General features: G+C 44.6%; 3 protein-coding genes. All 3 read right to left on the bottom strand.

The window, feature by feature from the left end:
- Positions 1-19: 19 nt before the first annotated feature.
- Genes MHH41_RS03410 through MHH41_RS03400 form a run of 3 tightly spaced genes read right to left on the bottom strand, consistent with a single transcriptional unit; the run spans position 20 to position 14,655 of the window.
- Positions 20-1,027 (bottom strand): phosphotransferase enzyme family protein, encoded by a 1,008-nt coding sequence (locus MHH41_RS03410; RefSeq protein ID WP_284907786.1) that lies wholly within the window; start codon positions 1,025-1,027, stop codon positions 20-22.
- The gene (locus MHH41_RS03405; RefSeq protein WP_340865688.1) at positions 1,020-7,430 is read right to left on the bottom strand and encodes an HAD-IIIC family phosphatase; all 6,411 of its coding nucleotides are present in this window, start codon (positions 7,428-7,430) and stop codon (positions 1,020-1,022) included. Before MHH41_RS03405 ends, MHH41_RS03410 begins: the two co-directional genes overlap by 8 nt.
- Complete coding sequence (locus MHH41_RS03400; protein WP_340865687.1) at positions 7,423-14,655, bottom strand: SDR family NAD(P)-dependent oxidoreductase; 7,233 nt, start codon at positions 14,653-14,655, stop codon at positions 7,423-7,425. The genes MHH41_RS03405 and MHH41_RS03400 overlap by 8 nt, the downstream gene beginning before the upstream one ends.
- Positions 14,656-14,666 lie beyond the last annotated feature (11 nt).

Genomic DNA, 14,666 nt, shown 5'->3' with positions numbered 1-14,666 from the left:
ATAGGCGGGGATTTTGATGTTAAGATTGACTTAGCTTTGTAAAGTCAAACGTCGTAATCGGTGCTGCTTGCTCAATGTCGGAGCGGAAGCTAGCGAGCATGGCCTTCTCTTCTTCTCCGATGGTAGCCAAATCAAATGCTTGATGCAGCAAGCCATAGATTAGCACGTGACGTAAGCGAAGGAAGTCAGGAATGTAGGCAAGCCACTCATCCCCAAGCTCATTCTCTTCACGATAGCCTTTAAGGAACTGCTTCATAAAGTTTCCTGCAAAAGCTGCTTTGTCTTCGTATGGAATGACTGGGTACCACAACACATTGTATAGCAAAATGCTAATGTCATTCATAAACCAGTTGTACCCAATATCATCGAAATCAAAGGTCGTAATTTTGCCTTGATCCCAGTGGAAGTTTCCGTGATGAAGATCCGCATGAACCAATCCGTACGTATCCTGATTTTTCGGAAGCTTTGCCAGCTTTTCCATCAACCGATCCGCTTGTTCGAATACAAGCGTCTGATCGGCTGGGACATACTTACGCAATTTAAGCTGCTCCTCTTCATCCCACTCTTGTCTTTTATATCGCGTATCTGACAGCTGATAGCTTTTTGTCAGTTTATGCATGCGGCCTGTGTACTGTCCAAGGGCATAAAATAATTCATCATTCCAGTCTGCCTCTTCGACTTTATGACCCGGTGCTTTTTCATAGACCCGCAGTAAAAATGAACCGCCTTGCCCATCGTCTACTTGCTCGATATCACGGCCATTTAATGAAGCAATTGGTTTTGCAACCGAAAGTCCGCCCTTCGCTAAGTGATGGAGCCATTCCATTTCACCTAAAATATAATCAGGTGATCTGCGGATGGTATGGGTAATTTTTAAAATGAAAGACTCTCCGTCTTTTTTAAGTTCATACACATAGTTTTCTGCATCTGCGATAAAGTGGATGTCACTTCGCTGGACTCCGTATAAATGAGTGGCCTCATCTAAAATTTTTGATTCTTTATATATGGCTTTTACATCTTTATGCATGCTGATTCTCCCTCTTCATATATTTTGCTAATTCTCGAATGGTGTGTTTTTCAGCAAAATTCAAATCATCAACATACCAACCCTTCTTTTCTATCTCTACTTCCATTTTGACAGCAAGTAAAGAATTTCCTCCTAAATCGAAAAAGTCGTTGTCAATTCCTACTTTTTCCACATGAAGAATGTCACACCAAATCTCAAGAAGCAATGCCTCGCGTTCATTGGTTGGCTGTGCGTAAAGTCCCTGATCCTGCGTTAGTTCCGTCTTTAATAATGAACGAAGACCTTCTTGATCATGTACCTTAAGGGCTTTTACATACCCGCTGTGCAGCGTTTGATCTGTTTGAACCGTTTCCCATGTGTAACCTTCAGAAGCTGAATGACTTGCTGTCTCCACCCTTTGACCCTCTATTTCTTCAGCCGGGTGCTGACGAGGTGACAGGTGGTCGACGATCTGAATGTGATCGCTCAGTGAACCGATTTCTTCCACTTGTATCCGGTATGTTTGCTGCTCCCCCATCTCCTGCATCTGGTGCTCTTTCATAAATGACTTGAATAGCTCATTACGTCCAGTCGATGCAAATGTGAATTCAATAGAAGAAAGCTGGTGCTGACGGCTATATTCAGCGAGCCATGTCAGACATTTTTGCTCAATCCCTTTCCCTAGAGCACGGCAGCTTAGCATCCATGCATCAATGATCAAGGTGTCGCCTGCATGATGAGCCAAGATCGCCCCTACAATTCCTTCATGACTGAAGCGATCCGCTGCCTCGATAATCCAGCCCTGAACAAGCTCATTTTCCATCCGCTCTCTCAGCTGCTGTTCATCAAAGCGCTGATCATTTAAGCGGAATTGGTTAATGCGACTGCTCATTTGCGCCACGCGGGCAAGGTGCTTTTCTCCCCACTTTGTTACACTCATGTTCAAATTCAAATCTTGTAAAAATTGCTCCATTGACGGCGATTCTGCTTTCTCCTTTTGACGAGCTTTTTCAGCCTTGTAGCTCGTTGTTCGCCCTCTATCTTCTTCTGTGACATCATAGCGGTCAAATGCCCAAGCATGCTGAGCGAATAATGGGATCGCTTTTTCATTGGCAGGTAGTAGCAGTGTCATCACTTCAGGCAGCTCTTCATTCATACGCAAGCACTGAGCAGGATCATCGTCTAAGAAAATAAACTGAGATAATGAAAGATTCAGTGAATCTGCCATTTCTTTGAGATGTGCCGGTTTACTTTCCCAATTGATCCGCCAGTCGACAATATCGTCTTTTTGCAAGATCATATCTGGGTGGTTTTCAAACACGCGCCACACATCTTCTTCATTATTCCTGCTGCTTAAGACAAGCAAGAGACCTTCTTTTTGCTTTTGTTTTAAAAAGCGCTGAAGCATTTGATGTTCTGGCGTAATATCGATGCCTTCTATACCGTCTTCTGAAACGACACCTCTCCAAAGCGTGTGATCACAATCAATGGCCGCTACCTTAAATGGTGCACCTTGCCATGCAATGAACTCGCGTGCGACTTTTGTACCGATGGCTCCACAAAAGACTTCTGTGAATGGGAGATGTGCGGCTTGCTCTCCTTTTGCATCAAAGATGTCATCTATCTGATAGTGCTTCGCAAGCTGACGGCAGTCGATTAATTGAACACCGTCTATCTCAGATAATTGAGCAATCCACTCTCGTTCCACATCTTGCAGCGTGTCTTTAAGAGCAGCACTTATCGGCAGAATCCCAACAAAATATAAGTTATGTTTCGTTTTTGATTTCAGAACGTTTGCAAGTTCTTCAGCATGCTCTGCAGCCAGTTTTTTCTTTTCTTCCAGTGAAAGATGAGCTGGACCCGTGATATCCTCTAATCGAATGAGCAGAAGGTTCGCACCGTTTTTCTTCTGTGAGATAAGGCTGCGCTCATTTAGTAATTCCTGATATACCTGCCCATACGGTGCAAATTGAACATCAAGCTGCACATCAAACTGCTTGGTCCAGTACTGAATGTAAGGTGCGATTGGATCTGCTGTAAATGTCGAGCTAACTGTAAGTACGAGCGGTGCTTTTTCCTCTGCACGCTCCCTTTTCTCCTTTGCTGCCTGTTCTTCTTCCTCTGTAAGCACATCGAAATCCTTGAGCAGTTGATCAGGTGTTTGAACAGCCTGTTCGACCAAGTGCTCGAAGTGCTTGACGAACGCTTGCATTGTCTCATGTTTAAACAGCGCAAGATTGTATTGAAGGACGCACTTTAACTCCCCCGTTACTTCTCTGACAACATCCATTTTCATATCGAGTTTGGAAATTCCCTTTGCAAACTCATGTGTTTCGAATGTTAGTCCATCGGCTTCGATTTTAATATTCGGATCGTACTCATTATGGTAGATGAGCATTGTATCAAAGAATGGATTGCGATGCGGTCTTGTTTTTGGATTCAGATGCTCAACCATTTTGTCAAATGGGTACTCTTGATGGTCATACGCATCCAGCAATACTTGCTTTGTCTGCGCCAGTTGCTCTGTAAAGGTTGATTCTTGTACCATGTCTAGTTTAATTGGCAGGAAGTTTGTAAACATGCCAATTGTATGCTCGATATCTGCATGACGCCGTCCAGCCACAAGTGAACCGACAATCAGCTCCTCTTGATCTGCATAACGTGAGAGCAGTAGCCCATAGAGCTGGAACAAGATAACGTTATTTGTCAGCTGATACTGTTCAGCAAGCTGTTCAATTTTCTCAACGATGTGCGGTTCAATATTGAATTTGATCGCTCTTCCTAAGAAGGATTGTTCCTTCCGTTCAAAATCATATGGCATTGTCAAAGTTGGCACATTTGAGCCAATTTGCTGCTTCCAATAATCCTGCTGCTTTTGAAACATCTCGCTGCGGAAATATTTGTCTTGCCATTCTGCATAATCTTTATATTGAACAGTGAGTTCCGGCAAGGTTTCCCCTCGATAGAGCTCAGTAAATTCTTTAATAAAGATGTTCATGCTCGCTCCATCCGCCACAATATTATGCATATCGACTAATAAGAGGTGATCGTTAGCTGCGATTTTCACAAAACGCACACGGATCAATGGTGCAGCCTTTAAGTCAAATGGACGAATGAATTCATCGATTTGTGCTTCTAATCCTTCTTCATCAGCCTCTGTCAATTCAACAGCAAATTGGAAGTCATCATGGACACGCTGAACTGGTTCACCATCTTTTAATTCAAAGGTCGTTCGCAAGGTTTCATGACGATCAATTAATTGCTTGAAGGTCTGCTCAAAGCGCTCGACGACAATTTCCCCTTTACATCTCAGTGCCATCGGCATGTTGTAAGAGGTCACTTGACCAATACGCTGATGAATGAGGAATGTCCGTCTTTGAGCAGCAGATAATGGATATGTGTCTTTCTTTTCGACTGGTTCAATCTTGAAATATTGATGCTTCTCTGCCTTTTCGATGAATGCTTGGAGCTTTTCAATTGTCGGATTGTTAAACATGTCTGTGAGCGTTAGCTCTACACCAAACTCTTTGTGAATTTGAGAAATCAGACCGGTGGCATTTAACGAATGTCCGCCAAGCTCAAAGAAATGGTCGTCTCTTTCCACCTTTTCAATTCCTAAAATGTCTTTCCACATCCGCTGTAACGTTGCCTCAATGTCATTCGATGCGGCGGCATGGACTTGATTGTTTTCTTCTATTTCCTGCCCTTTGTTATCCTTTGGCACCACCATTTGCACACCTGAGGATGAAGATAATGCAGATGTATCTACCTTTTCAATCCAATATCGTTGTCGTTCAAACGGATAGGTCGGCAAGGATACTTTTTGATTTGATGTCTGATTTCGCAATTTTGTCCAGTCAACCGGCACCCCTTGAAGCCAGATGTCACCCAATCTTCCCAGCAGGTAGCGGTCGTCGGCTGCCTCTTCTTTTGGATGACGCATCAATGGAATCGGCTGCTGATGATGTTCCTTTGAAGCTTGGCGAATAAAGGCACTTAACGTATTCCCCGGCCCGACTTCAACGAAAATAGGATCAAGCTCCGTTAATAACGTCTCTGCTCCATCACGGAAACGAACCGCTTGCCGCAAATGATTAGCCCAATATGCCGGGTCTTGCACTGCTTCATGGTCAATCCACGTACCTGTGACGTTAGAAATATACGGGATAGACGGCGCATTCAATTGATACTCGGCTACCTTTTCTTTAAATGATGGCAGGATGTCATCCATCATTTTAGAATGGAAGGCATGAGAGGTGTGAAGCTTCCTGCACCCATGTCCAGCAGCCTCCAGCTTCTCAGCAAGTGCATCAATGGCTACGGTCTCACCTGACACTACGCACAATTCAGGACCATTTACTGCTGCAAGTGAAAGATCATCTGTTAAATATGGCAGCACGTTCTGTTCACTCAAAGGAACACTCAGCATAGAGCCTTTTGGAAGCTGGCTAATGAGCTGTCCGCGATAAGCCACAAGATCTACGGCATCTTCAACAGATAGTAAACCAGATACGGCAGCAGCCGTATATTCTCCAATACTGTGACCGATCAGTGCCTGCGGTTTGACGCCAAAATGAATCAGCAATTTAGCCAAAGCGTATTCAACACTAAACAGAAGCGGCTGCGTATATTCTGTTTGGTTGATCAGCTGACGATCATCACTTGCTTCTGTTGAGAATAAAATGCTGAATGGGTCAACTGAGACATGCTGTTTGAATTGATTCAAGCATTGATCCAGCGCTTCTTTAAAGACTGGATATTTGTCATAAAGCTGACGCCCCATGTCTACATACTGAGATCCTTGGCCTGGGAAAAGAAAGACGACTGGACGGCTCGATGTTTGGGAGCTAGCCGTCTTGACCACCTCTTTTGACCTTTGATTCAGCGCCTGTAACATAACCGCTGTGTTACTTCCAAGAATGACACGTTTATGCGGGAAATGATGGCGGCCTGTTTGCAGCGTATAGGCAACGTCACTTAGACGAACATGTTGCTGATGCTGGAGTAAATAGTCCGCAAGGCGATCCGTCATTTTTTCAAGAGCTGCTGGTGTTTTGGCAGATAATAAAAGAAGTTCACTATCCTCAGGGCTATCAGCGGCAACACGTGTAGCAGGTGCTTCTTCTAAAATGACATGAGCATTTGTTCCACCTATCCCAAATGAGCTTACACCTGCTCGGCGAGGAGATTCTTGCGTGCTCCATGGCGTCAAGTCTGTGTTTACAACGAAAGGCGAATTGGCAAATTCAATTTTTTCATTTGGTGTTTCAAAATGAATGGTCGGCGGAATCACTTGATGCTTTAAGCTTAAAACGGTTTTAATAAAGCCCGCGACACCTGATGCATCATTCAGATGACCAACATTTGATTTGACAGAGCCAATGCGGCAAAAGCCTTTTTTATCTGTATCAAATGCTTGCTTGAGCGCTTCAATTTCGATCGGATCTCCGAGGGTTGTCCCGGTTCCATGTGCTTCAATGTACGAAATGGTTTCAGGTTCCACCTCAGCCATTCGAAGTGCTGTCTTAATCGCTGAAACTTGACCTTTCGTACTCGGCGCTGTATATCCTACTTTTCTATTTCCATCATTATTAATAGATGACCCTTTGATGACAGCATAAATGTGATCGCCGTCTTCAATGGCATCCTCTAAATTTTTTAAAATAACGGCTCCTGCACCATCACCAAAAACGGTTCCATCGGCTTTGTTATCAAAGACGCGGCAATGCCCGTCAGATGAATGGATCATGCCTTCTTGATACAGATAGCCCGATTTTTGCGGCAGACGAATGGACACGCCACCTGCAACAGCCATATGACAGTCGCCGCTTAATAAAGCCTGAACGGCTAAATGAATCGACACCATCGAGGTCGAGCAGGCGGTTTGCACCACCATACTCGGTCCCTTCAGATTTAATTTATATGAAATCATCGTCGCTAAATAATCACGCATATTCAGAACGGCAGCTTCCAGTGTTTTCGAATCCTCACCTTGAGCCGCCCCTTGAAGTGCTCTCATGACCCATTCTGTATTGATCCCTGCACCTGTATAAAGACCGATTTGCCCTTTATATTCAAACGGATCGTATCCAGCGTCTTCAAGCGCCGTCCATACACATTCATGAAACAGTCTAAACTGCGGGTCCATCATGGCCGCTTCCTTTGGTGTATAGTCAAAGAAATCTGCATCAAATAAATCAACATCATCTAGCATCCCTTTTGCTTTAACAAAACGGGGATTTTTTAATAAAGCTTCATCTGTACCTTCACGCCGTAATTCTTCTTCTGTAAAAAAGGAGATTGTTTCTTTTCCCTTTTTCAGATTCTCCCAGTACTCATCTACATTTTTGGCCCCTGGAAAACGACCTGCAAGACCGATAACAGCAATTTCTGCGCCATGATAGTGATTCGTTGTATCATTCATTCTCGATTCCGCCTCTCAATCTTTTATTCCGTTGCTGTTTAAAACGAGCTCTTCGATCACCTGAAGTGACGACGGCTAGTTCTTCTTCCATCACTTCTTCCTTCGAGTCCTCAGAAGGCTGGATATATTTCGCAAGCTCTGCAACAGAAGGGTACGTAAACAAGGTCACAACCGCTTCATTTGTTTGAAGTGCTTGATTTAACCGATTGGTGACTTGGACAATATCCAGTGAGCTTGCGCCGAGATCGAAGAAATTGTCGTGAATGCCCACTTGTTCCATGCCCATAAAATCCTGCCATACTTGGCAGATCGCTTTTTCAGTTTCATTTCGAGGCGCCACATATGGATTGCCCAGCTCTGGTCTTTCGTGCTTAGACACTTCATACGAATCCTCATCCGCTACAGTCTTAGGCTCTAGTGACAGCCATTGATCTATCCGTTCATCAAGATTTCCTGTAGACACGAGCATGTGTCGATTCTGCCGGCTAGACAGAACATACTGGAACAGCTCAGCACCCTCTTCTGGTAAAATCGCAAGCTCATTGATCGATTCACCTATTGTGGATTCTAGCTCACCCCAGAAATTCCACGCATCCCAGTTCACACACATCCACGGGGTTTGACTATGTTGATTAAGTCTAGCTGCAAATGCATCCATATATAAGTTAGCCGCTGAGTAAGCAGAGAATCCTAAGCCCCCAAGCAATGCACTAATGGAAGAAAAGAGAAGACAAAAGTCTGCTTGTTCTTGTTCCAGCAGCTGCTCTAGCACATCGAGCCCTTTCACCTTTGATTGGAATTGATCCTCTCCCTGCGCCAGTGTAGAAGGGATATCTTTGATTGCACGGAAGGATGTACTTCCTGGTAATCCTGCTGCATGGAATACACCATGAACGCCGCCATGCTTTTTGCGAATGGCATCAAATACATGTTTCATCTGATCCAGATCTCCTGCATTCGCCTGCACCGCTTCTACTGTTGCACCTAATCGTTCGAGCTCAAGCACCTTCTCAATTCTCGTGCGCTGCGCTTCATCGGCATTTGCTTGTTGAACATATGACGCCCATTCATTTCTTGGCGGCAATGCCGATCTGCCAGTTAAATAAAGATGTACATTTCCTTCCTTCGCCAGCATCTTTGATAGAACAAATCCGATACCGCCTAAACCTCCTGTGATCAAATAAACACCATTTGGCCTGATCATCTTCGGAAGTCCATCTTCTTTTTGCAGCGGCAAATGCTTGTAGCTTTGCACCCAGCGCTTTCGATGACGATACGCCACAAGCTGGTCCTTTCCAGGCTGCATGATTTCCTGCACAATAAGATCGACAAGGACTTGTTCCTTCCAAGACATGACTTCTGGCACGTCTTCCACATCGATATTCCAGCACTTAATATGATGGTATTCCTGTGAAATGACTTTACATGGTCCAAGCATTGCACTTTTCTCTGCACATATCGTCTCATTGCCTGTAACTGGCTGGATTCCGCTAGTGATCGTAAACAGACGGCATTCTAGAATATTTTTTTGGGCAGCAATCGCTTGAGATAAGAAAATTAAGCTGTAATAGCCTTTTTCAATGTGCGCCTGAAAAGCGGCTTGACGATTCGAGTTGTCATTTTCTTTCGCAGCTTCCCATAAATGCAGAATCCGCTGAATATTGATGCCCCTATTAGACAATGAATCTAGCATGTTTCGGTAGTGCTGGCCTTCTGCCGGATTGATCGTAAACGACTGATCTTGCTCTTGATAAGCTTCACCCTTTGTGACAGAAATGACCTTGATACCTTGTTGCGTAAATGAATGGGTAAACAGTTCATGAAAAGCATCCTGTTCCTTGAAAATGAGCCACGTTTGTTCTTCTGTTTCTTTTTTGAAAACTGGTTTTAGCGGCTGCTGCTCCCAAGAAGGCAGGTAGAACCATTCTTCCATCTCTTTTTTCTTCGTTTCTTTAGGAGCGGATAGCTGCGGAGACGCGGGCTTTCCTGCTTCAATCCAATATCGTTTCCGCTCAAATGGATAGGTCGGTAGCGATACGAGCTGACGTTCCTCTTGAGTTGGATGTTGCTGCGCTTTGACCTCGTAGCCCCCTGCCCATAGCTCTCCTATTCTCTTTAAGAAATATGCATGGTCATCCGCTTGTTCTCTCGTATGCCTCACCATATTCAGGACATCATGATGAGACTCTTTGTTTTCATGACGTTTCGCTAATGCCGTCAAGCTGTTTCCAGGTCCAACTTCAATGAGTGCTCGTACTTCATCGGTTAACAGCTGAGATAGACCTTCATGAAAACGAACGGTTCCACGCAGGTGGTTCGTCCAATAAGATGCTGTCATCACCTCTTCGCTTGTCGCCCAGGTGCCTGTCACATTCGATATAAACGGAATTGCCGGCTCGTGCAATTCTACTTTCTCTACGAATTGTTGAAACGCCTCAAGCATCGGCTCCATCATGTAGGAATGAAAGGCATGAGAAGTATGGAGCTGTCTTGTGACAATTCCTTTGTCTTGCAGTTTCATTTCAAATGCAGCGATATGCTCTTCTCTTCCAGAAACGACACAAAGGTCTTTTGCATTGACAGCAGCAACAGAAAGCGATTCATCGATCATTGAGATGAGCTCCGCCTCGGGTAATTGCACACTAAGCATCGTGCCTTTTTCCATGTCTTGCATCAATCTTCCTCTTGCCATCACGAGTGTTAATGCAGACTCGAGAGAAAAGACCCCTGACAAACAAGCGGCAACGTACTCGCCGATACTGTGTCCAATCATTGATTCTGGCTCAACACCGCTATGCTGAAGCAATTTGGCTAATGCATACTCAAATATAAATAGAAGCGGCTGGGCATTTGACGTTTTTGTGATGTCTTCGTTCGTTTCATCCTCGGAAAAAACAATGCTCTTTAAATCCACTTGCTCCGTTTCCATTACATATTTAAAGCATCTATCTACTTCCCATTTGAACACTGGCTCTGCATCATATAATCCTCGCATCATACCAGCATACTGAGCGCCTTGACCCGAAAACATAAAGGTCGCTTTACGCCATTTTTTGCTTCGGAACACACTCGTTTCAAGCTGTTTCTGCTGCATCCATTCATCAGCAGACGCGAGTACGATCGCTTTTCGGTATGGAAATTGCTTTCTACCATACCGTAATGTATAAGCAATATCTTCAAGCGGGACTTGAGGATGCTGGATCACATACTGCTTTAATCGCTCTGTCATTTCCGCCAAAGCAGTATCTGTTTTTGCAGATAAGACGAGCAGCTGCTTTTGGTTAGAAGCTGGCTTCTGCTTCGCCTGTATGCCCTCTTCTATGATCATATGGGCATTCGTTCCGCCAATACCGAAAGAGCTAACTCCCGCTCTTCTCTGACCATCTGCTTCCTTCCAATACAACGCCTTTTGATTCACATAAAACGGTGTATCTTTGAAAGGAATCTCCTGATTGGGTGATTCATAATGAATGGTTGGCGGAATCGTTTTATGCTGGAGAGCCAAAATGGCTTTAAACAGACCTGCAATCCCTGCCGCACTATTTAAGTGTCCGACATTACTTTTCACAGAACCGATCGGAATCGTCAGCGGATCTGTCCCTTTGAACACTTGACTAAGAGCAGATACCTCAATTGGATCTCCCATGTTTGTCCCCGTACCATGAGCTTCTACATAACCAATGGACGCGGGGTCGATACCTGATTTTTCATACGTTTCTTTTAAAACCTCTGCCTGTCCTTCCACACTCGGAGCGGTAAAACCAGCTTTTCGGCTGCCATCATTGTTCACACCAACCCCTTTGATGACCGCATGAATCGGGTTACCGTCTCTCATCGCATCTTCATAACGTTTTAGCAGAACAATCCCCGCTCCATCTCCGAAAATGGTTCCGCTCGCCTCTTGGTCAAACGGTCGGCAATGTCCATCCTTTGATTGAATCATCCCATCTTGATAGATGTAGCCGATATTTTCTGGAGAACTAACCGTCACACCGCCTGCCAGTGCTGCATCACATTCTTGATTCAATAATGCTTGACAGGCCATGCCAATATTGACAAGTGAGGTCGAACAAGCTGTTTGCATGGTCACACTAGGCCCGTGTAAATTCAATTTATAAGAAAGCTGTGTACTAAAGAACTCACGATCATTTAACAGCATGGCGCTGAATTGCTCAGTTGCTTCCATTTGATGGGCAAAGCGCGTCAGCCACTCATGGTTTGGACTCGTTCCTGTATAAACGCCAATTTTCCCTGCCATTCGATCAGGGTCACAGCCAGCATCCTCCAGCGCTTCCCAAGCACATTCATGCAAGAGCCTGAACTGCGGATCCATTAGCTCTGCCTCTCTAGCAGAATAGTTGAAGAAGTCTGCATCAAAGCCTTCGATTTCTTGTAAACGACCTTTTGCTCCAATGAAATTCGGATGCTGGTAGACAGACGCATCCAGCCCTGCTTTCTTGAGCTCTTCTTCTGTGAAAAAGTGAATCATTTCCTCGCCATTCACAAGACGCTGCCAAAAGTCTTCTAGCGATGAAGCTCCCGGGAATCTTCCAGCCATTCCGACAATCGCAATATCCGTTTGCTCCTGGGACGTGTTTTTTACTTGGCGAGAAGCAGGCGTTTGAATCTGTTCTGACTGTTCTTCAAACAAATATTCAGCAAAACTTGCCACTGTCGCAAACCGATACAATTGCACAGTGTCAATTTGCTTGTCCACATGCTCAGATATTTTCGCTGCAAGCTGAGAAATATCAAGGGATGTCGCACCAAATTCGAAAAATGGCGATTCATCATCTATTTGATCAAACCCAAAATGAGTTTGCACAATGTCGTGAATGTCTTTTTGTAAAGAAGCGAGTGAAGCAAAGACACGCTGTTCATTCTGCGGCTTTTGTGGTTCAATGGCTGCCATCGTATTTGTTTGTGCAGAGAAATCAGTTTTATGAAATGGGTACCCAGGTAGCGGAATACGCTGTCTGTTCTTCTCATCTGTTATTGGGAAAGCTAAGCCGACCCCCATTTCCCAAAGAACACCTGCGATTTGAAGCATGTCTCCATCAAGTGGTTCGGTTGTTTTTTCTGCTCCCTTTTCAACTACAATCCCTTGTTTCGTTGAAAGGTCAATGATCAAAGCTGGTGATTCTTGCTCAACTATTGGTGATTTTACAGGCTGATCCATAGTAAGAAGACCCTTTACAGACGATGGATCGAAAGTGGTTAGTTCCTCCCCAATTTGCTGCAAGTAAACAGGCTGTTGGAGTGTCCTCTGAGGCAGGGAAGCCAGCCTTTGATTAACCGTCTCGGTATCATGAAGTTGGTACACAATAGATGCCGCATCGTTTAGCTCAAGGCCGCCTGCTGCATATAAAGCTGTCCAGACGCCGCTACCTTCTCCAACCCATCCATCTAGTTCAATTCCGAGTGATCTTACCATGTTGGCAAAAGCCGATGTCATGATCAGCATCGCCACTTCTGATTGACTGCTTTGTTTAGGATGGAACAGCTCATCTTTTTTGATAGGTACCGCGGATTGGACGAGGCTTATGATTCGATCCACTTCTATTTTGAAAGAAGAATCTTTCTCATACAGCTTGATGTAATCACGTAAACCTGACTCATGATACCCCGTCAGCTTCATGCTGATCCGTTTATAAAAATGACTTTCTCTGCCTGCTGTCTCTTCATTCAGCAATTGCAGCTCCGCTAATAACTCTTCCCGCGTGGAACAGACAAACGCTTTTCGATATTTGAAAGCCTTTCTTCCACTTTGTAAGGTATAAGCTGCTTCACCAAGTGAGAGATCAGGATGTGAGGAGACATATTCCTTTAAGTTTTTTGTCACGTTCTTCAGATCATGCGTTGATCTAGCTGACAGCACGATTAATTCTTTGGACGAGGCGTTGCTGTTTGCTTTTCTCGGCTTTGCCTCTTCTAAGATGACATGAGCATTTGCTCCCCCTATACCAAAGGCACTGACTCCCGCTCTCCTTGGCAATTGAGATGTCTTCCACTCCTCTTTGTCTCTCCCAACATAAAATGGGGTTTGATCAAAAGAAATGCGGTGATTCGGTTTCTCAAAGTGCGGCATCGGGGCAAATTGACGATGATGTAGCATCATGACTGTTTTGATAAAACCAGCTACACCGCTTGCGGCATCTAAATGCCCAATATTGGCTTTGACTGATCCAATTCGGCAATAGCCTTGTTGATCTGTTTGAAAAGCACGGGTAAGCGCCTCAATCTCAATCGGATCTCCAACAGGCGTCCCCGTTCCATGCGCTTCGATATAAGAAATCGTCTCTGGTTCTGTCTCAGCCATTTCTAACGCAGATTCAATGACACTTGCCTGTCCACTCACACTTGGGGCTGTATAACCGACTTTATTGCTCCCATCATTGTTCGTTGCAGATCCTTTTACGACAGCATAAATAAAATCTCCATCTTCTATCGCATCTTTTAATCGTTTTAGCGCAACAACGCCTGCACCTTCACCAAAAATGGTTCCTTTTGCTTTTTCATCAAACGGACGGCAATGACCATCAGGAGAATAAATCATTCCTTCTTGGTATTGATAGCCTGTGATTTGCGGCTGATGGAGTGTGACACCTCCTGCTAACGCAAGGTCACATTCACCGCCGATTAATCCTTGGCAGGCCATATGGATAGCAACAAGCGATGTGGAGCAAGCCGTTTGCACCGATACGCTTGGACCTTTTAGATTTAATTTATAGGCAATCCGAGAAGCAAAGGATGGGTCATTGAGATGCATGATTTGAAACACATCTTCGTTCTTTGCAAGTGACGACATATGCTGCCCCATCCACGATAGATTGCTAGATGCGCCGGCATAAAGACCAATTAATCCTTCGTATCGCTCAGGCTCATAGCCTGCATCCTCTAGCGCATGCCATGTGCATTCATGCATCAATCGAATTTGCGGGTCCATAATAGATGCCTCTCGCGGAGAGTAGCCAAAAAAGTCTGCATCAAATGATGATGCATGCTGTAAATATGGCTTTGCCTTGACATAATCAGAACGTTTTAGCAGCGTCTCATCTACACCCGCTGCCTTTAATTCTTCATCAGTGAAAAACGTAACGGATTCTTTCCCTTGCGATACATTTTCCCAAAACGCTTGCACATTCGGTGCCTCGGGAAACGTACCTGCTAATCCTACAACTGCAATTTCAAGTCCAGATTCGCTCCATTGCTCTTGATCAGACATACGCTGCATTT

It is taken from the genome of Bacillus sp. FSL K6-1145 (assembly GCF_038003425.1).
GTDB classification, from domain to species: domain Bacteria; phylum Bacillota; class Bacilli; order Bacillales; family Bacillaceae; genus Bacillus; species Bacillus pumilus.
Note: the sequence above shows the minus strand (reverse complement) of the source record. Positions and strands in the feature narration are given on the sequence as shown.

Coding starts and splice junctions, on each gene's coding strand:
- MHH41_RS03400 (WP_340865687.1), bottom strand. CDS start 14,655: ATGTCTGATCAAGAGCAATGGAGCGAATCTGGACTTGAAATTGCAGTT.
- MHH41_RS03405 (WP_340865688.1), bottom strand. CDS start 7,430: ATGAATGATACAACGAATCACTATCATGGCGCAGAAATTGCTGTTATC.
- MHH41_RS03410 (WP_284907786.1), bottom strand. CDS start 1,027: ATGCATAAAGATGTAAAAGCCATATATAAAGAATCAAAAATTTTAGAT.